The 22,500-nt window shown below is 39.1% G+C and carries 20 protein-coding genes; all 20 read left to right on the top strand.

Annotated elements, in window-relative coordinates; genetic code table 11:
* Nucleotides 1-89 precede the first annotated feature (89 nt).
* The 20 genes from A2536_04330 (at nucleotide 90) to A2536_04235 (ending at nucleotide 22,474) form a co-directional block, all read left to right on the top strand.
* Nucleotides 90-434, top strand: coding sequence for a hypothetical protein (locus A2536_04330; protein ID OGF47202.1), 345 nt, complete (start codon nucleotides 90-92; stop codon nucleotides 432-434).
* Nucleotides 431-730 (top strand): hypothetical protein, encoded by a 300-nt coding sequence (locus A2536_04325; protein OGF47201.1) that lies wholly within the window; start codon nucleotides 431-433, stop codon nucleotides 728-730. Before A2536_04330 ends, A2536_04325 begins: the two co-directional genes overlap by 4 nt.
* A 202-nt stretch (nucleotides 731-932) precedes the next feature.
* Nucleotides 933-1,160, top strand: coding sequence for a hypothetical protein (locus A2536_04320; protein ID OGF47200.1), 228 nt, complete (start codon nucleotides 933-935; stop codon nucleotides 1,158-1,160).
* The gene (locus tag A2536_04315; protein ID OGF47199.1) at nucleotides 1,157-1,378 is read left to right on the top strand and encodes a hypothetical protein; all 222 of its coding nucleotides are present in this window, start codon (nucleotides 1,157-1,159) and stop codon (nucleotides 1,376-1,378) included. Before A2536_04320 ends, A2536_04315 begins: the two co-directional genes overlap by 4 nt.
* Nucleotides 1,379-1,779: 401 nt before the next feature.
* Nucleotides 1,780-2,541, top strand: a complete 762-nt coding sequence (locus A2536_04310) for a hypothetical protein (protein ID OGF47198.1) — start codon at nucleotides 1,780-1,782, stop codon at nucleotides 2,539-2,541.
* Nucleotides 2,542-3,820: 1,279 nt separating this feature from the next.
* On the top strand, nucleotides 3,821-5,287 hold the full coding sequence (locus A2536_04305) for a hypothetical protein (GenBank protein ID OGF47197.1): 1,467 nt from the start codon (nucleotides 3,821-3,823) through the stop codon (nucleotides 5,285-5,287).
* On the top strand, nucleotides 5,288-6,259 hold the full coding sequence (locus A2536_04300) for a hypothetical protein (protein ID OGF47196.1): 972 nt from the start codon (nucleotides 5,288-5,290) through the stop codon (nucleotides 6,257-6,259). It begins immediately after the preceding gene.
* Entirely contained in the window at nucleotides 6,256-6,471 is a 216-nt protein-coding gene (locus tag A2536_04295; protein ID OGF47195.1) for a hypothetical protein, read from the top strand. The genes A2536_04300 and A2536_04295 overlap by 4 nt, the downstream gene beginning before the upstream one ends.
* Complete coding sequence (locus A2536_04290; GenBank protein ID OGF47194.1) at nucleotides 6,471-7,529, top strand: DNA protecting protein DprA; 1,059 nt, start codon at nucleotides 6,471-6,473, stop codon at nucleotides 7,527-7,529. Before A2536_04295 ends, A2536_04290 begins: the two co-directional genes overlap by 1 nt.
* 138 nt (nucleotides 7,530-7,667) lie before the next feature.
* A complete protein-coding gene (locus A2536_04285) occupies nucleotides 7,668-10,145 on the top strand; it encodes a DNA topoisomerase I (protein OGF47193.1) in 2,478 nt (825 codons plus the stop codon).
* Nucleotides 10,129-10,992 carry a tyrosine recombinase XerC gene (locus A2536_04280; protein ID OGF47192.1) on the top strand — a complete coding sequence of 288 codons (864 nt, stop codon included), beginning with the start codon at nucleotides 10,129-10,131 and terminating at the stop codon, nucleotides 10,990-10,992. The genes A2536_04285 and A2536_04280 overlap by 17 nt, the downstream gene beginning before the upstream one ends.
* A gap of 174 nt (nucleotides 10,993-11,166) precedes the next feature.
* A complete protein-coding gene (locus tag A2536_04275; protein OGF47191.1) occupies nucleotides 11,167-12,000 on the top strand; it encodes an acetylglutamate kinase in 834 nt (277 codons plus the stop codon).
* Nucleotides 12,001-12,302: 302 nt separating this feature from the next.
* Nucleotides 12,303-13,502, top strand: a complete 1,200-nt coding sequence (locus A2536_04270) for an acetylornithine aminotransferase (GenBank protein ID OGF47190.1) — start codon at nucleotides 12,303-12,305, stop codon at nucleotides 13,500-13,502.
* Between the two features lie 18 nt (nucleotides 13,503-13,520).
* Entirely contained in the window at nucleotides 13,521-14,447 is a 927-nt protein-coding gene (locus A2536_04265) for an ornithine carbamoyltransferase (GenBank protein OGF47189.1), read from the top strand.
* Between the two features lie 235 nt (nucleotides 14,448-14,682).
* On the top strand, nucleotides 14,683-15,897 hold the full coding sequence (locus A2536_04260; GenBank protein OGF47188.1) for an argininosuccinate synthase: 1,215 nt from the start codon (nucleotides 14,683-14,685) through the stop codon (nucleotides 15,895-15,897).
* 465 nt (nucleotides 15,898-16,362) lie between these two features.
* Nucleotides 16,363-17,676: an argininosuccinate lyase gene (locus A2536_04255; protein ID OGF47187.1), complete on the top strand. Its 1,314-nt coding sequence runs from the start codon at nucleotides 16,363-16,365 to the stop codon at nucleotides 17,674-17,676.
* Nucleotides 17,677-17,678: 2 nt separating this feature from the next.
* Nucleotides 17,679-19,241, top strand: coding sequence for a glutamine-hydrolyzing GMP synthase (locus tag A2536_04250; GenBank protein OGF47186.1), 1,563 nt, complete (start codon nucleotides 17,679-17,681; stop codon nucleotides 19,239-19,241).
* A 345-nt stretch (nucleotides 19,242-19,586) separates the two neighbouring features.
* Nucleotides 19,587-20,438, top strand: a complete 852-nt coding sequence (locus tag A2536_04245; protein OGF47185.1) for an ATP synthase F1 subunit gamma — start codon at nucleotides 19,587-19,589, stop codon at nucleotides 20,436-20,438.
* 135 nt (nucleotides 20,439-20,573) lie between these two features.
* The gene (locus tag A2536_04240; GenBank protein OGF47184.1) at nucleotides 20,574-21,989 is read left to right on the top strand and encodes a F0F1 ATP synthase subunit beta; all 1,416 of its coding nucleotides are present in this window, start codon (nucleotides 20,574-20,576) and stop codon (nucleotides 21,987-21,989) included.
* 224 nt (nucleotides 21,990-22,213) lie between these two features.
* Nucleotides 22,214-22,474, top strand: coding sequence for an ATP synthase F1 subunit epsilon (locus A2536_04235; protein ID OGF47183.1), 261 nt, complete (start codon nucleotides 22,214-22,216; stop codon nucleotides 22,472-22,474).
* Nucleotides 22,475-22,500: the final 26 nt, after the last annotated feature.

The following is a 22,500-nucleotide window of genomic DNA, read 5'->3' as shown; positions in this document are numbered from 1 at the left end:
GCTTCTGGCAAAGAACATAATATATTTTAGCAAATTTAAGTCATCTGTTCACTGAAACTTTCATGTGAACATTATACTAGGAGGATATTATGAAAACCACTATAAATAAAATTTCTAAAAAAAAGGATACTATCGATATCCACGAAAAGTTTATTTCCTGTGCAATAAAATCTCTAGATTCTAAACATCGTATTGCTCTTGGAGATAAACAGATTAAAATAAACTCTAAGATGATGAAAATAGATTCATATCGTGTTTTTGTAGCCAATAATGGCGATATCTTACTAAAGCCTTATATTAATGTGCCTGTTAACGAAGCATGGCTTTATCAGGATAATAAGTTATCTAGAGAATTTCATGAAGGGCTTGAAGATGCCAAAGCAGGAAGGGTAAAAAAAGTCAATAACTTGAATAAATATCTTAAAGAAGTATGAATTTTAAGATATTATTTTCAAATAAAGCTGATGCGCAGCTTCATTTAATAAGAACTTCTCCGGACTTAAAAAAAAGATACAAAGCAGTAGCAAAAGCAATTGGATATTTTAAAACAAATCCCAGGCATCCTAGCCTAAATACACACGAGTATTATACTGTCTTTGGCCCTCGTGGAGAAAAAATATTTGAAGCTTATGCTGAAAATAATACACCAGGAGCACATAGAATATTTTTCTATTACGGCCCGCAAGCCAAAGAAATAACTGTTTTTGCAATAGTTCCTCACCCGGATTAATTACTTTTTATATTTAAATACAGCAAATATCATATTAATCAGGCATATCATTAAATTATGCACAGCAATCCTTTTGTTGATATATTTGAAAGTAAAAGTTATGTGAGTTTAACATTTTAAAGGTGTACCGTAAAATCTGGAAATGGGAAAAAGCTTAAAAATATGGTACAATAGAAACGTGAAGTAATTCTGGAGGTAAGCTATGAAAATGTATAAGTTATCTGTTTTGATAGAAAAAGATGAAGACAATATGTACGTCGCAAAAGTACCGGATCTTCCGGGGTGTCATTCTCAGGCAAAAACTATACAAGAACTTTTGAAGAGAATACAGGAAGCAATACAGTTATGCTTGGAAGTTAAGAAACATGATAAGTCTGTTGTGAATATATCAGAATTTGTAGGTGTTCAGCAGGTTGAAGTTAGAGTATGACACGGCTTATTCCAATTTCCGGACGTGTAGTTTGTAGAAAACTTAAAAAAGCAGGATTTGAATTTGTCCGGCAAAAAGGTAGTCATACATTCTGGAGACATCCGGATGGCAGATGTACTGTAGTCCCATTGCATAAAGGTGAAGATCTCGGCAGGGGTCTTTTAAGAAGTATTATAAATGATGTCGAAATAAAACTGGAAGATTTTCTGGAATTGTAAAATATATAGGAACTAAGTTTCAGGGGTGAAAGGAAGCAAACAGCAATGAGCCGGCCGTTTCTAAAATATAGAGTATTAAAGAAGTTGGAAAAGATATTTGGTGTTATATTAGGAACAAAAGACCCTTAGCACTCAAAGAAACAAAATAAGCGTAGCCTGTCCATGAGTTAAAAACGAGAAAGTTGAAATGTAATTAAGATATTTGACTGCCGTTGAAAGTTACAACTGAAGTAAATATTACAAGGGGGTTGGCGCCGGAGGTAATGAAGCTGAATAAGAACGAAAATATGAAAACAACCGAACAACGTGAAACTACTAAAACAGAAACAATTTATGAGGATATAAAAATTAACAAAGGAATAGACGATAATGAATTTAAGTTTTAGGGAGGATTGGAGAATATGAGAAATATATTAATAATCATTATGTTGGTGGTTGGAATATTTTCTTGGAATGTATATGGGATTCAATTTTCTCAAGAAGATATAGAAAAATATAAACGAGAGACTGCAGATGAAATAATTAAGGGGTCTGAACTAGATAAATATCCGCCAGAAACTCCTCTTGATGTAGCACCACATCGGTATTTATGTGCTATTGCACTTGGATATACAAAAGACATAAAAGCCGTGGATTTCTTGCTAAATATGCTGTCCAATGAAAAAGAAGATGGGCAAGTAAGAGTAATGGCAATGGCGAGCTTGTCTAAGTTAAATAAGGCTGGGTTAATTAAAGATAAAAGATATATTGAAGAATTAAAGCGGCTTGCAAAGAAGAAGGGAAATGGAAAAACAGATATGAGAGCAGATGCAGCTCGTGCGCTTTATTATCTTGGAGAAAAAGAAATTGCATATAAGGTTGTAGACGAATTAGCAAAAAACGAAGGTCAATTTGCGTATCCTGGAGTTGAGGAGATACTAGTAAACGAAGAGCTTCAAGCATTGTTTATAAAAGCACTAGATTATGAAGATGATCAAATCGTTGTAAAAGTGGTTGAAAAATTATTATGTTTAAAAGATTACAACATAAGAAAGAAAGCATATAAAGCATATTTAAGAATAAAGGGACACAAAAGGGACTTAAGAAAACCAAGGGATAAAAGTATAGAAAATGAATTAAAGGGTATAGAGAATCGCAGAATAAAGAAAGAAGATAAAGAATAAGTTATGGAGGCATAAAACATGTGGCGGAATAAACATTCGATAATTTTGTATTTATTTATTTCGGGATGAAAAGATAATTTTCCGGGATTTTCTCGTATTTATTAGCAAATAAAAGTGTTTTTGTGTTTTGGATGTCCATTTTTGTTGGTTTCTTTCAGTGGGTTTTACATAAACCCAAGCAAAATGCAAGAATATAAAGAATGGATTAGAAATTCCTCAGGAAGGAAAAAGTATGTGATTTTTCTTGTAGTTGCTCAATTGTGCAGCTCATAAAATTGTTAGTCCAGGAGGTGAAAGTCCTCTCGGTGCAGTACTCTAATCGGCACCGTAGTTATATCCGACAATTGTAAAGGCGACTTTACAATTGAAAGCTCGGAAGTAAAAATTCTGTGTCAGGCGGAGTGAGCAATCCTGAGGGTCATAGTGAAACGAACCAAAGTTAGCCTCGTGAACTACGCCCACGAAATAAACTGACAGTGGGGATAAGAGAGTCAAGCCCGTAATTGAGGGGTGATGACTGGAATTGACGATGAAGAATTAGAGGTAAGCAGTCGGCAATCTCTTCGGGGTAAGAGGGATGACAATCAGGAAAGGATTAGCAATCAAAGTGAGGAAGGTCTGATGAACAAAAGGTTCTCTGTATAACTGTAAAACAGGAAAGCAGAGAATGTTTGTCAGACTGGCGGATGAGGTGGTAGTAGCGAAAAAGGTAAAGACAACATAACTTTGCCGAGCAAAGCACCTCTGGATGTAGGCGGTTCATGGAAAAGTGGAAGGCGGTCTGATTTGCCGAAAGGCTACTAAACAGACAAGAATTAATGCCGAAACACTGAATAAATGAACGAAGGTTATAGTAAACCGAAAGGGAAGGCTATAACTGAAACAGACGGAGCCTATGTTTGAAGCCGTACTGGGGAAAACTCACCGTACGGAATTTTAGAGGGGATGATGGAAACGAAGCACGGTTGGGATACTAAGGCACTGGCAATCGAAAGAGGCAGAAACAGATACTTCCTGACCTAAACTTTAAGCGCCATTGTTCTACTCGACTATTGAGCGTTTTTAAGGCGCCCGATGAATCTGGCAACTACAAAATTACGGAAATAACCGTCATGATGAATTTCTGAGAATGGATAGTTTCTAATAGTTTGAATATTAATCTGCTTAACTTCTTCTTATATAGCCATATATCTTAAGTACTTCTCCCTTAAATTATTATTTGACAAATAGCGGTCTTCTACTATAATATAGTAGGGACTACAGGGCATATAGCCAAATAATGATGAAAACTAAGAGGTTCATAAGTTTAAGAGTTAAATTCACTTTATTCTTAAGTGTTTTTCTTGTTGCAATTCTTATTGTAACGGGGCAGGTGATAATATCCAAGCTTCGGCCTTATCTTGAAATTGAGCTTAAAAAGAAGGGGGAGGCGCTTGTTGCTAATCTGGCAAGTAATGCGGCAGAAAGCGTACTTATTGGGGATGAAATGCTTTTGGCTTCATACATGGATAAGGTGAAAAATGACTCCTCTGTTGTTTTTGCCGGAGTTTATAATTCAAAAGGGCTCCTTCTTTCTCATACTGATATGAAGCTTTTGAAAGGCAGCCCGGATTTGTCAGACAATCTTATCTTGTCACTTGAGGAAAACGCGGAATTTAAGGTTATTAAAGTAACGTCTTCTCTTATTGCTTCTAAAAAAAAGATAGGATATGTGGTTGTAGGGTTTTCTGATGAGGAGATACAAAAAGCCGTTTCCAATATCAGAAGTATTATTTTAACCATCACGCTGCTGGTACTTATTGCAGGTATATTATTTTCCATATTTTCAATAGGATATTCCTTGAGGGCGGTAAATCTTCTTTCGGAAGGTGTCAGGAAGATCGGGTCGGGAAATCTTGATTTTAAGGTTAAAGTAAAGACAGGTGATGAACTGGAAAAGTTTGCGGATGCTTTTAATGAAATGACTGCAAACTTGTTGAAAGCCGAAGCAGAGAAACTTGAGAAAGAAAAGTTACAGCATGAATTGAAAATTGCGCAGCAAATTCAAATGTCTCTTCTTCCGTCTGAAGTTCCGGAGCTTAAGGGTTTTGAAATAGCCTCTTATTACAGATCGGCTAAAGATGTGGGCGGGGATTATTATGATTTTATCAAACTTTCCGACACCAAGCTTGGTGTCGCGGTTGCTGATGTTTCAGGGAAAGGTGTTCCGGCGGCACTCGGAATGGCAACCATAAGGTCAATTCTCCGGGCAAATGTCAAAAGTTCAATTAACTTGCGTGACGTAATGTTGAATACCGGTATAATGTTCAAAGCCGATACTTCCAGAGGGATGTTTGTAACATTGGGGTTTCTTACTTTAGATGCTTTTAATTTTAAAGCAGCTTTTTCTGATGCCGGACATCTTCCTCTTATAATAGTGAAAGAAGACGGAGAGGTTGAACAAATAAAGACTACAGGGATTGCCATGGGGATGGTTTCGCAAGGGGTCTTTGAAGGCAGTTTGGAAGTAAAAGAATTTAGTGTAAATAAAGGTGACCTTTTAGTATTATATACAGACGGGGTTAACGAAGCTATGAATGCAAAGAAAGAGGAATACGGGTTTGAAAGGCTTATTCAAATATGTAAAAATAGCAGGACTTTATCTGCAAATGCCGCATTAGAAGCCTTGAAAACGGATATTCTGGGATTTACAGGTGAAACTCAGCAAAGTGATGATATGACAATTATAACCATAAGGTGTGTCTGAATGGAAGATGTAATAATTGAATTAAAAAAAGAAGGGAAAGAAAACCCGGTAATAGTTGTAATAAAAGGGTATCTTGACTCTGCGACATCATATAAACTTGTGGAAACCGTAGACGGCCTGTTAAAGGATGGTTTTAATAAAATAATATTTAATATGAGGGAGCTCGAGTATCTTTCTTCCGCGGGTATTTCGGTAGTGAGCGAGAGTTTTGAAAGACTAAAAGAAAAAGAAGGTGCTTTAAAGCTTACGAATGTCAGTTCCCGGGTACTTAAAGTCCTGGATCTTTGCGGGGTGGCAAAACTTTTAGATATTCATACGGAAGAGGCCGCCGCTTATAAAAGTTTTGAAAACATCGTAAAAAAACAGGAGAGTTTGCCTTCTGAAGTTAAATGTCCCGGTTGTGTATTTAAAGCAGTTATTGATACTCAGAATATCTACAAATGTCCTAAATGCGGTATGATATTTTATATAGATGAAAAATTGAAAATCGAACCTCTTGAAAGAGAAAAGGCGGGAGGTGTTGTTTCAAAGATGGACATGTGGATCAAAGCGGATATAAGCTACATTACTCCGATCAGGCGGGTGGTGGGGGCCCTTGCTGTGCGTGAGGGGTTCTTTGAGGATTCGATACATGATATAGAACTTGCATTGGATGAATCCATTACGAATATTATTGAGCACGGTTATAATTTTGATGTTACGAAATCTATCGGTATAAATGTATCAACAGAAGATGATAAATTGATAATAACGATTACTGACAAGGGGAAATCTTTTGATATGCAGAAACTCCCCGGGAATTCATTTTTTTCCAGCAAGGGACCTTATAGGGGGCGGGGACAGTATATTATAAAAAAATCAATGGACACGGTAAGCTATTCGCCTGTATCCGGAGTTGAGAATAAACTTATCCTTACAAAAATAAAAAAAGACAGCGATAAAAAAGGTGAAGCATATATAAAGATTATATGAACGAAAGAGAGGATTTACTTAAAACTGTGGAGTTGTGCGAGCGGATTCTGGCTAAAGATCCTGCTAATAAAATTATGCTTGAAAAAATTGAAGCCTCAAAAAAGAAGCTTAGATTGATAGAGAGAAGATTAACTGATAATTCGGAAGAAAATAAGCAGGAAAAATCAATACAGCAAAAGAAGAAAAGTTCAGGCAATACGGAGTATTTATAATGACTGTTACGGAAAGATTGATTTTATTTAATCTGGCCGGCATTACGCCTCTGGCTTTCAGGAAATTAATGGATAAGTATGGCGCTTTAAACAATATTAAGCAGGAAGATATTGAAAAACTTTCTAACAGCAAGAAGAACCTCCACAAAGAGCTGGATGAAGAGCTTAAAATGCTTAAGAAATATGAAGTCAGAGTGGTCACGATAATGGACGAGGAGTATCCTTCTTCTTTGAAATATATAAGTGATCCGCCTTATGTGCTTTACGTTAAAGGGACCTTAAAGCCGGAAGACGGAATCTCCATCGGTATAGTAGGCTGCCGGAACCCGACAAATTACGGAAAGATTTGCGCTGAGAAGTTCACGCTAAGACTTATCGAAAGAGGTTTTACCGTGATTAGCGGTCTGGCCCGCGGAGTTGATACCGTCTGTCATAGTGCGGCAGTCGGAGTTAAAGGAAGAAATATCGCGGTTTTGGGCAGCGGGTTTGGCAAGTTATATCCGCCGGAGAATAGGAATCTTGCGAAGGAGATTACAACCTCCGGTGCCGTCATTAGTGAGTTTTCAATGCTTACTGAGCCGGATAAGTTTAATTTTCCGAGAAGGAACAGGATCATAAGCGGAATGACTCTTGGTACTTTGGTTATAGAGGCGGGAGAAAAAAGCGGAGCTCTTATTACTGCAAGATACGCGCTTGAACAAAATAGAGAAGTATTTGCCCTTCCCGGTAATATTACGAGTGAAGAAAGTAAAGGCCCGAACGGACTGATAAAACAGGGGGCAAAACTTGTGATGTCCGTTGAAGATATACTTGAAGAGCTGAAAGATGTTCTTCCTGAAGAATTTTTAAATAAAAAAGGACAGGCGGAGCTGGAAACGGTAGCGCTTAGTGATCTTGAAAACAAGGTTTTTAGTGTTATTAACAATGAACCTGCGCACATAGATGAAATAATAAATATTACAAAAATAGAAGCCGGGCCGCTTGCAACCGCCCTGATCAATCTGGAAATAAAAGGATTTATAAAACAGTTTCCGGGTAAGATGTTTGTGAAGATGTAGCCGGAGGCGCAGAGGCTCTGATGATCGGATGCGCAGCAAGAACGGTAAACTGTACACTGTAAACTGACATAATGTTATATCTAAGTAGTAAGTGTTTAACAAAAATCTAATTTTAATAAGAGTAAAAAGGAGCTTACTTTGAAAAAACTTATTATAGTGGAGTCACCAACCAAGGTTCATACCATCTCCAAGTTTTTAGGGAAAGATTATATTGTTAAGGCCTCGATGGGGCATATAATTGATCTTCCGAAAAGCAGGATCGGTATAGAAGTTGATACGGATTTTGAGCCAAAATATATAGTTATGAGGGATAAGGCAAAGATATTAAAGGATATAAAAGAAGCAGCCGAAAAATGCGAGATTGTCTATCTGGCTACCGACCCTGACAGAGAAGGTGAAGCTATAAGCTGGCACTTAAGAAATGCTATCTTGGAAGAAAAGAAAAGTAAAAGCAAGAAAATACCGGTTAAACCGAAAGTAGTGAAGGTTAAACAGACCTTCAGAGTTGTGTTCAATGAAATAACCAAAAAAGCGGTTATGTCCGCAATTGAAAATCCGAGAGATTTGGATATGGACCTTGTATATGCCCAGCAGGCCAGAAGAATTCTTGACCGGCTTGTGGGTTATATGATTTCGCCTCTCCTTTGGAAGAATGTTCAAAGCGGGCTTTCTGCCGGAAGAGTGCAGTCTGTTGCTTTAAGAATGATTTGCGAGCGTGAAAAAGAGATAACGGCTTTCAAACCGGAAGAATATTGGTCTATAGAAGCTCTTTTAAAAGGAGTAAACCCTCCCCAGTTTACCGCGAAGCTGACACAGATAAACGGTGAAAAGTTTAAAATAGTTACAAAAGAAGAGGGCGATAAGATAGTTGCTGAATGTCAGAAACATCCATTTATAGTAAAAAAGATAGAAAGCAAAGAAAAAAACAGGTACTCCCCTGCTCCGTTTATTACCTCTACACTGCAGCAGGAAGCCTCTAAAAAGCTGGGATTTACTTCAAGAAAGACCATGATGATAGCCCAGCAGCTCTATGAAGGTTTGAATGTGGGAGAAGAAGGGGAAGTAGGTTTAATAACATATATGAGAACAGATTCAGTCAGGATTGCTGAGGAAGCGCTTACCGAAGTAAGAGGACTGATCGGAGAAAAATACGGACAGGAGAATCTTCCGGAAAAACCTAATTTTTATAAGAACAAGAAGAACTCTCAGGATGCGCATGAAGCTATCAGACCTTCGTCCTGTCTTCGTGAGCCGGAGAAGATCAAAAAGTTCCTTTCCAAGGATCAATACCGCTTATATGATCTTATCTGGAAGAGATTTGTGGCCTGTCAGATGAAACCGGCAATACTTGAGGTTACCACTGCTGATATCGGAGCCGGCATATATAATTTCAGAGCAAGCGGAACTGTTATAAAATTTAAAGGGTTTCTTGGTGTGTACACCTTTGAGGAAGACGAGGAAAAGGAAGAAAAGCAGGGTGAGGCGGGGGTAGAGGGTGAAGAAAAGGAAGCCGCAAAAGAGAAAATACTTCCTAAACTGACAGAGCAGGAGAAATTAGACCTGCTGGAAATCACCGGAAATCAGCATTTTACCGAACCTCCTGCGAGATATAATGATGCTTCTTTGGTTAAGGCCCTTGAAGAAAACAATATCGGCCGGCCGTCTACCTATTCACCTATTATTTCCACCCTGCTTGACAGAAATTATGTCGAACGGCTGGATAAAAGGTTTAAGCCGACAGAACTCGGGGAGTTGGTGGACGATATACTTATGAAAACATTTCCGGATATACTAAATATTGAGTTTACTGCAAAGATGGAGGGAAAACTTGATAAAGTTGAAGAGGGAGATAATGATTGGAAATCAGTAATAAAAGAATTTTATGGTCCTTTCTCTGTTGATCTTCTTAAGGCTTCAAATATTATGGGCGGTATGAAAAAAGACCGTGACGGGGAGACCGGACAGTTATGTGATGCCGTATATAAAAAGAATGCTGAAGGTGTACTTGAAAGAATTGTTGATCTTACCAGACTTACAGAGGAAGAAAAGAAAGAGCTTGTTCCTTGCGGGAGAACGATGGTAGTAAAGTGGGGCGCTCGCGGCAGATTTCTTGCCTGCTCGGGATTCCCTATATGTAAAAATACAAAGTCTATGGACGGAGAAGAGCAAGCAGCAGAAATTACCAATATGATGTGTGATGCAAAGTATTTAAAAACTGACGCAGGGCTGGTCAGGGTAACGAAAAAGGCCCCTGCACCGGAAGGCCAGGAAGGTAACGTGATTGAATGCGGCGGCAGAATGGTTACAAAATTCAGCCGTTTTGGAAAGTTTATGGCTTGTGAAAAATATCCTGAATGTAAGAATACGAAGAGCATCGGGATCGGTATTAAATGTCCTAAGCCGGATTGCGGCGGGGACGTTATTATGAGAAAAGGAAAGAAAGGCACATTCTTTGGTTGTTCTAACTACCCGGATTGCGATTTTATTTGTAATCTTAAACCGCTTGACAGGAAATGCCCGAAATGCGGTTACGCCGTCATGGCAAAGTTCAAAGATAACTTCAGATGCTTGAATAAAGAATGTAAACACGAAGAAGAGAATGCAGCAGCTAATTGACAAGTTTTTAGAGTATCTTAAGGTAGAAAAGAACTTCTCTATAAATACTATAATAAACTACGCCGTGGATCTTAAACAGTTCTTTGAATTTTGCCGGGAAAAAGAGGATATTCAAAAAGTTACAGGCATCAATATCAGGGAGTTCGTGGTTGAGCTTACCCTGAAAAAATACGGTAAGGCGAGTATAGAAAGAAAACTCGCAACTTTGAAAAGTTTCTTTTTTTATCTTAAAAAAGAGGCTGTTATTAAGATAGACCCGACAGGTAATGTCAGTTTTCCCAAAAAAGATAAAAAGCTTCCCCGCTTTCTTGAAGCTCTTGAAATGGGCAGATTCTTGGATTCTATTAGCGGAGATAAAGAGGAAGATTTCAGAGACAGGGCAATTCTGGAAATACTTTATTCCACCGGATTGCGTGTCAGCGAGCTTACCGGTCTGAATAAGCAGAGCATTGATTTGACGAATAATTTAATAAGGGTTTTCGGAAAAGGAAGTAAAGAACGTATTGTTCCCATCGGGGACAGGGCAAAAGAGACGCTTAGAAGCTATCTGAGTAAAAAGGCGGTAGATTCAGAAGCATTATTTCTTAACCATAAACAAAAAAGGTTGGACACTAGAACTGTCAGGCATATTCTTGATAAATGGTCAAGGTCTTCAAAACTCGGGAAGCATATTAGTCCTCATTCAATAAGGCACAGTTTTGCTACGCATCTTCTGGATGCCGGAGCAGATCTAAGAAGTGTTCAGGAGTTGCTTGGACATTCAAATTTATCAACAACGCAGATCTACACGCATGTGACACGGGAAAAGCTGAAGAGTGTGTATGATAAATCACACCCTCGCGCGTAGGAGAAGCAAGTAAAGCAGGGAAAGCAAGTACAGCAAGTACAGAAAGCACAGTGAGTAAATTGGTAAAGTGACGAAAGTTGAGCGACAGCGAAAAGCGAGTAACATATTTTACGTTATAGACTTTTATGGACTTTTACAGACGTTATGGACGTATTTTTTTTCTCGGAGGAGTAAATGGAAAACCTGATTAAAAAGGCTGATATTTTAGTAGAAGCTTTACCCTATATCCGGAAGTTCTTTGGTAAGACTTTTGTTATTAAATTCGGGGGAAAAGCTATGGTGGAGGCGGCGTTTAAGGACTCTGTTGTTGAGGATATTGCTCTGCTTAAGTACATAGGGGTAAATACCATTGTGGTTCACGGCGGGGGACCGGAGATATCGGCGGCGATGGAAAAGCTCGGAAAGAAACCGAATTTTATAAACGGGCTTCGCGTGACTGATAAAGAAACAATGGAAATTGTCGAAGAAGTGCTTTTTGGAAAGGTAAATAAAGAGATAGTAACATTGTTCAATAAACATCACGGAAAAGCTGAAGGGCTCTCCGGTAAAAACGGTAACCTTATAACAGCAAAGCAGATGAGTAAAGAGTTGGGCTTTGTCGGCGAGGTTGAAAATATTGATCTGTCTATTTTAGAAAAAAAGAAGGATTATATTCATGTAATTGCCCCTATTGGAAGAGGAAAAGACGGACATATCTATAATATCAATGCTGATGATGCAGCTTCTGAGATTGCAATTACGGCAAAAGCCGAAAAACTCCTTTTATTGACTGATGTTAACGGGGTTTTAGACAGTTCAAAGAAACTCATTTCAAGCATACACATTGGAGAGGTTTCAAAAATGGTGAAAGACGGAACCCTGACCGGCGGAATGATCCCAAAAGTAACCGGTGCCGCCGAAGCCGTAAAAAAAGGCGTAAAAAAAGTGCATATCATAAACGGGAATATAAGACACTCTCTGTTGCTCGAAATATTCACCGATAAAGGTGTTGGAACGGAAATAGTGTGAAAAAGTACGAAGTACGATGTTTTGCATTATTGAGTTGTAATTAAATTAAATACCACATTAATGTAAGCAAAGTTTTTCTCCCAAGGAAAGATACATAGATGTCAGCAAAGGTTGACATAGAGAGGTAAGACGTTACGGCCATTACAGACCTTATGGACTTTTGGACGTTTTTAAAAGCTTGTATCAGTGTCCACCTGTGGTGAGATCTCGCCAAGGGCGGAGAATCCTGTAGCTTTGTAATCTCATCAAAAGATCCGCCTGATATAACTGGCGGAAGTGGAATCGTTTTCTGGAGGAGTATTATGAAAAACGAACAGATAATGGCCGAAGAGAAAGCTTGTATCTTTCCCACCTACTCCCGTTTTCCTTTTGTGATAACCAAAGGGAAGGGTATGAAGGTTATAGATAATAATGGCAAGGAATATCTTGATTTTCTCGGGGGTATAGCTGTTGATGTGCTCGGGCATTGTCATCCGAAGGTAACTTCTGCGGTAAGGAATCAGGTTAATAAGTTAGTGCATGTTTCTAATTTATATTACACTATCCCTCAGATAAAACTGGCAAAGCTTATTTGCAGACTTTCGGGACTTAATAAGTGTTTCTTTGCTAACTCCGGAGCGGAGGCAAATGAAGCGGCGATAAAGCTTGCGAGAAAGTATGCGAAAGAGAAACTTGGCGCTGGTAAATATGAGATCATTACAATGAAAGGCTCCTTCCATGGGCGGACTATGGCGACTCTGTCGGCTACAGGACAGGAAAAGATTCAAAAAGGGTTTGAACCTCTATTAGAGGGTTTTAAATACGCCGAATACGGCGATTTTGATTCGTTAAAGAACCTCGTTTCCGAGCAGACATGCGCGGTTTTGCTTGAACCTATACAGGGGGAGGGTGGGGTTAAAGTTCCTTCAGTTGAATATCTTAAAAAAGTAAGAGAACTTTGTGATGAGAAAAATATTGTCCTTATACTTGACGAGATACAGTCGGGAATCGGAAGGACGGGTAATTTCTTTGCTTATGAGGGGTTTGGTATCAGACCTGACATAGTGACGCTTGCAAAAGGTATCGGAGGAGGTCTTCCTCTCGGGATTATGGTTGCAAATGATAAAGTCGCCTCAGGATTTTCCGCAGGCTCTCACGGTTCTACTTTTGGCGGGGGACCCGTAGTATGTGTTGCCGGGCTTGCAGTACTGGAGACGATCATAAAAGATAAACTAATAAAGAACGCTTCAGAGACCGGAGCTTATTTTATTGAAAAGCTAAAAGAATTGGTGGTAAAATATAGCTCAATTGTAAAAGAAGCCAGAGGAATGGGGCTTATGATAGGTCTGGAGTTAACCGTTCAGGGCAAGGAGCTTGTAGTAAAGATGGCAGAAAAAGGTTTTCTAATAAACTGCACGGCAGAAAAAGTGCTGAGATTTTTACCGCCCTTGATTGTCACCAGAAGACAAATTGATAGACTTGTGTCTGCATTGGATGAAGTATTAAGCAGTACAAGGTTCTGATTTCCGGAGGAAATACCAATGAAACTAAAAATAAAAGATTTTCTAGCTATTACTGATTTAAATAAAGAAGAACTGCTTTTTGTTCTAAAAACAGCAAAGGAGTTTAAGAGCGGGAAACTTAAAGAAAAGAGTTTAAGCGGTAAGTCGGTAGCTATGATATTTGAAAAGCCCTCGACGCGCACCCGTCTTTCTTTTCAGACCGCTATTTATGAGCTTGGCGGGCAGCCTATTAATTTGAACTCCAGTGAGATACAGCTTTCACGCGGTGAAACTGTGCATGATACAGCTAAAGTATTAAGCAGGTATGTCCATGCCATAACTCTCCGTACCTTTGAGCATAGCAGGGTTGTTGAGCTGGCAAAATACGCTTCCGTGCCTGTTATTAATGCGCTGTCTGACTATGAGCATCCGTGTCAGATCCTTGCGGATCTTCAGACTATGGAAGAAAGGAAGGGGCTAAAAGGGATAAAAGCGGCTTTTGTAGGCGACGGAGATAATAATGTAACGAATTCCTATATATTTGGCTGCGCAATCCTTGGTATTCCGCTTACGGTAGCCTGTCCAAAAAAATATGCGCCCAAGAAAGAAGTATTGGAAGCGGCATTAACTTTGGCAAAAAAAGTTGATTTAATCATTACTAATAATCCTGTTGAAGCCGTAAAAGATGCTGATGTAATTTATACTGATGTCTGGGTAAGCATGGGTATGGAAAAAGAGTATGAAGAAAGAAAGAAAGCTTTTAAAGCTTTCCAATTGAATGAAGAACTTTTAAAAAACGCAAAGAAAAAAGATTACATAGTAATGCATTGTCTCCCCGCGCACCGCGGAGATGAAATTACAGACGGTGTTATTGATGGCAGTCATTCTGTGGTTTTTGACGAAGCGGAAAATCGAAAGCATGCGCAAAAGGCCGTGCTTCATCTACTAATAAAAGATAAACTATAAGGTTCTATGAGAGTGCAGCGATAAACAGAATTACTAAGGATTAAGCACTAATGACTAAACAATTACTAAGATTAAAGCACTAATTACTAAAAAGGAAGATAATTAATATAACTACAATGATTTTGTTTAAAACTTAGTGATTAAGTATTAGTAATTGTTTAGTGCTTAGAATTTAGATCTTAGTGATTCAATTTGCAATTATATCCGTGGAATCTTTTTCGAAAAGGAGAAAATTATGAACAACATAAAAAAAGTAGTCCTCGCGTACTCCGGCGGTCTTGATACCTCTATTATCATTCCCTGGCTTAAGGAGAATTATCACTGCGAAGTTATTGCTTGCGCGGTGGATGTGGGACAAGGGGAAGAACTCTCACCGTTAAAAAAGAAAGCAATTAAGACCGGCGCCAGCAAGATATATATAATTGATGCAAAGAAGGAGTTTGTAACGGATTATATATGGCCTTCGTTAAAAGCCAATGCCATTTACGAAGGACGCTACCTTCTGGGTACTTCGTTTGCTCGTCCGATAATAGCGGAGAAGATTGTAGAAGTCGCAAAGAAGGAAAAGGCTGATGCAGTCTGTCATGGTGCGACCGGGAAAGGTAATGATCAGGTTCGCTTTGAGCTTACTTTCAAGGCGCTTAATCCGGATCTGAAAATAATTGCTCCCTGGCGCGAATGGGATATTCAATCACGTGAAGAAGAAATTGAATACGCAGAGGCCCGCGGCATCTCTGTGCCTGTTACAAAGAAAAAACCTTACAGTATGGACCGTAACTTATGGCATATAAGCTATGAGGGCGGTATTCTGGAAAAAACCTGGAATGAATATAAAGATGACATGTTCCTATACACTGTTTCTCCGGAGAAGGCTCCCAATAAACCAACATTTGTTGAGATATTCTTTGAAAAAGGAATACCGAAAAAACTGAACGGCAAAGCTTACGGTCCGGTGGAGATGATATTTAAACTTAATGATATTGCCGGAAAAAATGGTGTAGGACGGGTTGATATTGTTGAGAATCGTCTGGTCGGTATGAAATCCCGGGGCGTTTATGAAACCCCTGCCGGAACAGTTTTACATGCTGCTTTAAGGGATCTCGAATGCATTACTTTGGATAAAGAAACATTGCACTATAAAGAGCTTATAGCTCCTCGCTATGCTGAACTTGTATATAACGGCCAGTGGCAGTCAGAATTAAGAAGTTCCTTTGATGCTTTCATAAATCATGCTATGCGTAATACCACAGGCACTGTTAAGATGAAGCTTTACAAAGGAAACTGTCTTGCAGTGGCTCGAAAATCAGAATATTCTTTATATGACGAAAATATCGCGACTTTCAGCAAGGACGAAGTGTATAACCAGAAAGATGCAGAAGGCTTTATTAACCTGTTCGGACTTTCCACAAAAGTAGGCGGAATACTTAAAAGAGCCAAGAAAATAAAGTAAAACGGAGGCGCGTCCGCCCGAGGGCGAGACCTCGCCAAAAGGAACTTTTAGCGGGGATGCTCAGAGGCGCAGATGTTTGAGTCTGAATTGATAAGCCGTGCATAGTCTTTCTATGCACGGCTTTTTTCATTTAAAAATTGTAAAAAACTACGCGGAAGTGATATAATAATTAACAATTAGAATAAAGAGGTTCTAGGTGCTGGGTTCTGGGGACTAGAAGCATAGCGGGTAAATTACTAAGGATTAAGCACTAATAACTAAACAATGACTAAGATTAAAGCACTAATCACTAAAAAGGAAGATAATTAATATAACTGCAATGATTTTGTTTAAAACTTAGTGATTAAGTATTAGTAATTGTTTAGTGCTTAGAATTTAGATCTTAGTTATTGGATTTACTCTAGTATAAGTGGAATCATATGCTGGAAAAGCAGGGATATTTCGCGAAAAGAAAAATAGCTCAACATGACAAGAAAAGATGGAGAAAATGCAAAAATGAAACTTTGGGGCGGGCGGTTTAAAATAAAGGCTGATGAAATGGCGGCAAAATTTACCGCTTCTATTTCGTTTGATAATCGTCTTTCGAAGTATGATTGCATAGGCAGCATTGCTCATGTGAAAATGCTCGGTAAGCAGAAGATAATTCCTTCTAAGGATGCGGCAAAAATAATTGTTGCTCTTAAAAAAATTCTTACAAAAATAAAAGCCGGGAAATTTAAAATCGATCTTACCTGTGAAGATATTCATACAAATATAGAAAAAGAAGTTATTAAGTATGCGGGGGAAGCGGGAAAGAAGATGCATACGGCACGGAGTCGTAATGATCAGATAGCTCTAGACGAAAAGCTTTATCTGAAAGCTGAGATTATCGGGGTAATTTCCCAATTGCAGAAAGTAATAATTTCTCTGGATAAATGGGGAGCTCTCCATAAGGGAGTTGTAATTCCCGGTTTTACCCATATGCAGCATGCACAGCCGGTAAAATTTGAAGAGTATATTGGAGCTTATACGGAAATGCTCGGCCGTGACATTTGGCGTCTTACGGATGCTTATAAGCGTGTAAATATTATGCCTCTCGGGGCCTGCGCTTTGGCCGGAAGTTCATTTCCAATAGATCGCAAGTTTGTAGCCAAACAATTGGGCTTTACCATGCCGACGAAAAACACTATTGATTCTGTTTCAGACCGTGACCATGTTATTGAATTTATATCGGACTGTGCTATTATTTCAATGCACCTAAGCCGCATATCTGAAGAAATGGTACTCTGGTCTACAAAGGAATTTGCATATGTCGAGATTAGTGATGCTTTTACCACCGGCAGCAGTATTATGCCGCAGAAAAAAAATCCTGATATTTTTGAGATGATTCGCGGCCGTACCGGACGGACCTATGGAGGGTTAGTCGGTATCCTGACAATAATGAAAGGTTTACCTCTTGCTTATAATAGTGATATGCAGGAAGATAAGCTTCACTTGTTTAGTGTCGTCGATTCCGTCAAGGAATCTTTGAGTATACTTGAGGTGCTTTTCAATAATATAACGCTGAAAACCGGAAATATAAAAAAAGCGCTGATTAAAGATTACTCGGATGCTGTTGAAGTCGCAAATTACCTGGTAAAAAAAGGAATGAATTTTAAGGATGCTCATACTACGACGGGGAAGTTAGTGCTTTTTTGTGAAAAGCAGGATAAGGATTTTAGTGACTTGAGCCTGCAGGATTTTAAAGTTTTCTCTAAACTTTTCGAAAAAGATATTTTCAAAGCGTTAAAGGTAAAATAAATATGCAAGAAGCGTATACAAAAGAGTTTATAGCTATACTTGATTATGGTTCCCAGTATAACCAGCTGATAGCAAGGCGTGTAAGGGAGAATAATGTCTATTGTGAAATACTGCCGCCCACTACAACCGCCGAACAGTTGAAAAAGAGCAAAAAACTAAAAGGAATTATACTTTCAGGAGGACCCGCCAGTGTTTATGCTGAGGGGGCACCCAAGATGGATAAGGAAATATTTGATTTAGGTGTCCCGATACTTGGTATATGCTACGGAATGCAATTAATCTCACATACTTTAGGCGGTAAGGTTACAAAAGCTGACAAAAGAGAGTATGGTTTGTCAAAGCTGTTAATTAAGGATTTTTCTGATCTTTTGTGGAACTTAAGGTCTACATTGGATGTTTGGATGTCCCATGGAGATCAGGTTACAAAACTTCCTCCCGGTTTTGAACCTATTGCCTATACTATGACCTGTCCGTTTGGAGCCGTGAGAAACCGGCATAAAAAGATATTTGGCGTGCAATTCCACCCTGAAGTGGTTCATACTCAAAATGGTAAGGATATTATAAGGAATTTCCTCGTAAAAATCTGCGGCTGTACAGGTGACTGGACTATGAAGGCCTATATAAAAGATGCCATGGATAATGTCAAGAAACTGGTGGGAGATAAAAAGGTTTTATGCGGGCTTTCCGGCGGTGTGGATTCTTCCGTGGCGGCAGTGCTTATACATAAAGCTATCGGGGATAATCTTCACTGTGTTTTTGTCAATAACGGAGTACTTCGAAAGAATGAGGAAAATGAGGTATTGAAGACTTTTAGGGACGGATTTAAATTGAACTTGCATTATGTTGACGCCTCTGAAAGGTTTCTAAAAAAACTTAAAGGAATAACCAATCCCGAAGAAAAAAGAAAGATTATCGGCGGAGAATTTATACGGGTGTTTGAAGAAGAAGCTAAAAGGCTGGGAGATCTTGGTGGAATGGAATTTCTCGCGCAAGGTACACTCTATCCGGATGTTATTGAGAGCGTTTCTACAAAAGGCCCGTCTGCTGTTATAAAATCTCATCATAATGTCGGCGGTCTGCCAAAAGACCTTAAGTTTAAACTCATAGAGCCGCTAAGAGAGCTTTTTAAAGATGAAGTAAGAGTATTAGGAAAAGAGCTTAGAATACCGGATGAAATTCTCTGGCGTCAACCTTTCCCGGGTCCGGGACTTGCTGTAAGAATACTTGGTGAAGTTACTAAAGAGAATGTGGAGATACTTAAAAATGCTGATCATATTATCACGGAAGAAATAAAAAAAGCAGGCTTGTATCGAACTATCTGGCAATCCTTCGGGGTTCTTCTTCCGGTTAAAACCGTAGGTGTTATGGGAGATGAAAGAACTTATGAGAATGTAATAGCCCTCCGCGCAGTAGAAAGCCAGGACGGTATGACGGCAGATTGGGTAAAACTTCCCTATGAAGTATTGAATATTATATCAAACAGGATTGTTAATGAAGTAAGGGGTGTTAACAGAGTTGTTTATGATATTAGCAGTAAGCCGCCGTCAACAATCGAATGGGAGTGATCGAAATACGGGGTCTGGTAGATTACTCTGATTAAAAGAGGATGATGCTGATAAGAAGAAATGGATACAAAATATTGTTCTGATGGAAATATCAGCGAAATCAGTTTTTAGAATCGGCGATATCACCTGATGGCATGAAAAGAAGAATGGCAATAAAGATATATTAAGATAACAAAGTAATATCTGGAAAGCATGAAGTAGAAGTATGGTGTCCGGTAGATTACGTTGATATAAATACATCAGCGAAATCAGTTTTTAGAATCAGCGATATCACATGTGTGCCGTCGAGTATAAACTTGTACCCAGTTTAACAAATATATTCAAAAAAGGACATGGACCGTTGAAATGAATACACGTGAAATACGCAAACGTATTGCGAGCATAAAAAAGACCCAGCAGATCACTAAAGCTATGAAGATGGTTGCGGCTGTCAGGTATAGAAAGGCGCATCAGAATCTTATATCAAACAGACCCTATAAGCTTGATATGGAAATGCTTATGAAGGATCTCGTCTCGAAAAAACCTGATAGTTATAATAATGTATGTTTTACCGCCCCTGAAAAAGCTGAAAAGGAAATGCTGGTCGTAATAACCTCCGATAAAGGACTTTGCGGGAGTTTTAACAGTACTCTTTTGAAAGGTTGTTTAAAATATCTCAAGACCTGTCCTAATCCTGTGGATATTATTACTGTCGGAAAAAAAGGAAGGGATTACCTGACGCATCGCGGATTTAAATCATTGCGACATTACTCGGCAGTCATGAATAATCTGAATTATGCGGGTGTTGTAGGGATTATTAATGATATTTTGAGAGATTATAAAGCGAAAAAGTACCGGAGTGTCAATGTATTATTCAATGAATTTAAAATTGTGACTCAGGCTAAAACGAAAAATTTCCTATTACTGCCTGTTTCTATTGATGGGGTATCAGGAGTGAAATCTGAATTTATATTTGAACCGAATGTTGAGACGCTTCTGGAGAGGTTATTGCCTAAATATTTAGGTGTCGTATTTTACGGAATACTTCTTGAATCGAATGCTTCTGAACAGGGATTGCGTATGACTTCAATGGAGCAGGCGACTACAAATGCGGATGATATAATAAAAAAATTGACCCTGGTATATAATCAAACCAGGCAGGCAAGTATTACGAAAGAATTAAGTGATTTAGTAGGCGGAGCAGCGGCAGTAAGTTAAAAGAAAGTACTAATTACTAGTGACTAATGACTATTTAAGGTAGGCGGAAAAAATTTTGCCATATTTAATAGATATAACTCAATAAATAGTCAGTAGTCATTAGTACTTAGTTATTATCTTGTAAAGGGAGAACTTATGGAAGACTCAAACACAGGATTTGTATCACAGATTATTGGGGTTGTCGTAGATGTGGAATTTCCTTCGGGGGATTTGCCTGGGATCTATACGGCTATCCGTATTCAACGTGACACTCCGGGAGATTACGGCAAGATGGAGATTGTTGCGGAAGTACAGCAGCATCTTGGAGATAATACCGTAAGGGCAGTGGCTATGTCTTCAACTGACGGGCTTAAAAAAGGTTCAAAGGTTATTAATACCGGAAAGGTTATCTCTGTACCTGTGGGACGGGAGACGCTGGGCAGAATGTTTAATATACTTGGTGAGCCGATTGACAATATGGGGGATGCCAAAGCGAAAAAGTTTAATCCGATTCATCGGGAGCCTCCGTCTTTTGAAGAGCAGGACACAACGGTTTCTATGCTTGAAACAGGACTTAAGGTTGTGGATCTTTTAGCTCCATATCCGAAGGGCGGAAAGATCGGATTATTCGGCGGTGCGGGTGTAGGTAAGACAGTTATCATTATGGAATTAATCAGAAATATTGCAACTCAACACGGCGGGTTTTCGGTATTTGCCGGAGTCGGTGAACGTACTAGAGAAGGGAATGACCTCTGGCTTTCCATGAAGGAATCCGGGGTTATAGATAAGACAGCTATGGTTTTCGGTCAGATGAACGAGCCGCCGGGTGCAAGATTAAGAATAGCTCTTTCAGGGCTTACTATGGCAGAGTATTTCCGTGATGAAGAGGGTCAGGATGTTCTGCTGTTCATTGATAATATTTTCCGGTTTGTTCAGGCCGGTTCTGAAGTTTCCGCATTACTCGGACGTATGCCTTCCGCTGTAGGATATCAGCCTACTTTAAGTTCTGAGATGGGTGCGCTTCAGGAGCGAATCACCTCCACAAAAAAAGGTTCGATTACTTCAGTTCAGGCAATATATGTTCCTGCTGATGACCTGACAGATCCGGCGCCTGCAACTTCCTTTTCGCATCTTGACGCTACGACGGTGCTTTCAAGGCAGATCGTAGATATCGGTATTTATCCTGCCGTTGATCCCCTGGATTCCACGTCGAAAATTCTTTCGGAGGAAGTTGTAGGGAAAGAGCATTATGCTGCAGCGCGCGGAGTGCAGAAGATACTTCAAAGATACAAAGACCTTCAGGATATTATCGCAATTCTTGGTATTGATGAACTCTCGGAGGAAGACAAACAGACCGTTAACCGGGCGAGGAAAGTTCAGAAATTCCTTTCCCAACCTATGTTTGTAGCCGAAGCCTTTACCGGTATGGCCGGAAAGTATGTTCCGATAAAAGATACAATTAAGGGTTTTAACGAGATAATTGAGGGTAAACATGATGACCTTCCCGAACAGGCTTTTTATATGGTCGGGACGATAGAAGAGGCTGTTGAAAAATCCGAGAAGATGAAGTAAAGATAATGCAAATTCTAATTACTAAATTCTAAATTCTAAATTCGAAACAAGCACTAAGAATATAAAGAGATAAAAAAGAAGCAGGGTGTGATTTCCGAAATCAAGTATTGTATCAGCGTAATTAGCACTTTTAATCTCTTCGAAAGACCCGCCCTAAATAACTGGCGGGAGTGATATCACATGCTTGCAAAAGAGGTACTAGCAAGGAATATGGAGTTTCATAAATGAGCAATACAAAGTCGTTCATACTTGAAATATTGACGCCTGATAAAATGTTTTTTACCGGTGAAGTTGAGTCTCTTGAAGCGCCTTCGCTTGTGGGGAGTTTTGGGGTGTTGAAGAATCATGCTCCTATGTTGGCTGTATTAAAAAAAGGAAAAGTGAAATATAAACACGGGAATGAGGAAAAAGAGATAAATGTAGGGGAAGGGTTTGTTGAAGTACTACCGGATAAAGTACGTATTCTCGTTGAAGGATGTGAATAATGCCTGAACCAAAAGAAGAAATAATA

This window comes from Candidatus Firestonebacteria bacterium RIFOXYD2_FULL_39_29, from assembly GCA_001778375.1.
Classification (GTDB): domain Bacteria; phylum Oederibacteriota; class D2-FULL-39-29; order D2-FULL-39-29; family D2-FULL-39-29; genus D2-FULL-39-29.
The sequence above is the reverse complement of the archived record's forward strand: the minus strand, read 5'-3'. Positions and strand labels throughout refer to the sequence as shown.

What these genes read in the sequence shown, in the direction of transcription:
- A2536_04290 (OGF47194.1), top strand. Translation starts at nt 6,471, where the DNA reads ATGACTGTTACGGAAAGATTGATTTTATTTAATCTGGCCGGCATTACG.
- A2536_04325 (OGF47201.1), top strand. Translation starts at nt 431, where the DNA reads ATGAATTTTAAGATATTATTTTCAAATAAAGCTGATGCGCAGCTTCAT.
- A2536_04275 (OGF47191.1), top strand. Translation starts at nt 11,167, where the DNA reads ATGGAAAACCTGATTAAAAAGGCTGATATTTTAGTAGAAGCTTTACCC.
- A2536_04235 (OGF47183.1), top strand. Translation starts at nt 22,214, where the DNA reads ATGAGCAATACAAAGTCGTTCATACTTGAAATATTGACGCCTGATAAA.
- A2536_04260 (OGF47188.1), top strand. Translation starts at nt 14,683, where the DNA reads ATGAACAACATAAAAAAAGTAGTCCTCGCGTACTCCGGCGGTCTTGAT.
- A2536_04320 (OGF47200.1), top strand. Translation starts at nt 933, where the DNA reads ATGAAAATGTATAAGTTATCTGTTTTGATAGAAAAAGATGAAGACAAT.
- A2536_04245 (OGF47185.1), top strand. Translation starts at nt 19,587, where the DNA reads ATGAATACACGTGAAATACGCAAACGTATTGCGAGCATAAAAAAGACC.
- A2536_04255 (OGF47187.1), top strand. Translation starts at nt 16,363, where the DNA reads ATGACAAGAAAAGATGGAGAAAATGCAAAAATGAAACTTTGGGGCGGG.
- A2536_04315 (OGF47199.1), top strand. Translation starts at nt 1,157, where the DNA reads ATGACACGGCTTATTCCAATTTCCGGACGTGTAGTTTGTAGAAAACTT.
- A2536_04305 (OGF47197.1), top strand. Translation starts at nt 3,821, where the DNA reads ATGATGAAAACTAAGAGGTTCATAAGTTTAAGAGTTAAATTCACTTTA.
- A2536_04250 (OGF47186.1), top strand. Translation starts at nt 17,679, where the DNA reads ATGCAAGAAGCGTATACAAAAGAGTTTATAGCTATACTTGATTATGGT.
- A2536_04310 (OGF47198.1), top strand. Translation starts at nt 1,780, where the DNA reads ATGAGAAATATATTAATAATCATTATGTTGGTGGTTGGAATATTTTCT.
- A2536_04265 (OGF47189.1), top strand. Translation starts at nt 13,521, where the DNA reads ATGAAACTAAAAATAAAAGATTTTCTAGCTATTACTGATTTAAATAAA.
- A2536_04270 (OGF47190.1), top strand. Translation starts at nt 12,303, where the DNA reads ATGAAAAACGAACAGATAATGGCCGAAGAGAAAGCTTGTATCTTTCCC.
- A2536_04300 (OGF47196.1), top strand. Translation starts at nt 5,288, where the DNA reads ATGGAAGATGTAATAATTGAATTAAAAAAAGAAGGGAAAGAAAACCCG.
- A2536_04295 (OGF47195.1), top strand. Translation starts at nt 6,256, where the DNA reads ATGAACGAAAGAGAGGATTTACTTAAAACTGTGGAGTTGTGCGAGCGG.
- A2536_04280 (OGF47192.1), top strand. Translation starts at nt 10,129, where the DNA reads ATGCAGCAGCTAATTGACAAGTTTTTAGAGTATCTTAAGGTAGAAAAG.
- A2536_04330 (OGF47202.1), top strand. Translation starts at nt 90, where the DNA reads ATGAAAACCACTATAAATAAAATTTCTAAAAAAAAGGATACTATCGAT.
- A2536_04240 (OGF47184.1), top strand. Translation starts at nt 20,574, where the DNA reads ATGGAAGACTCAAACACAGGATTTGTATCACAGATTATTGGGGTTGTC.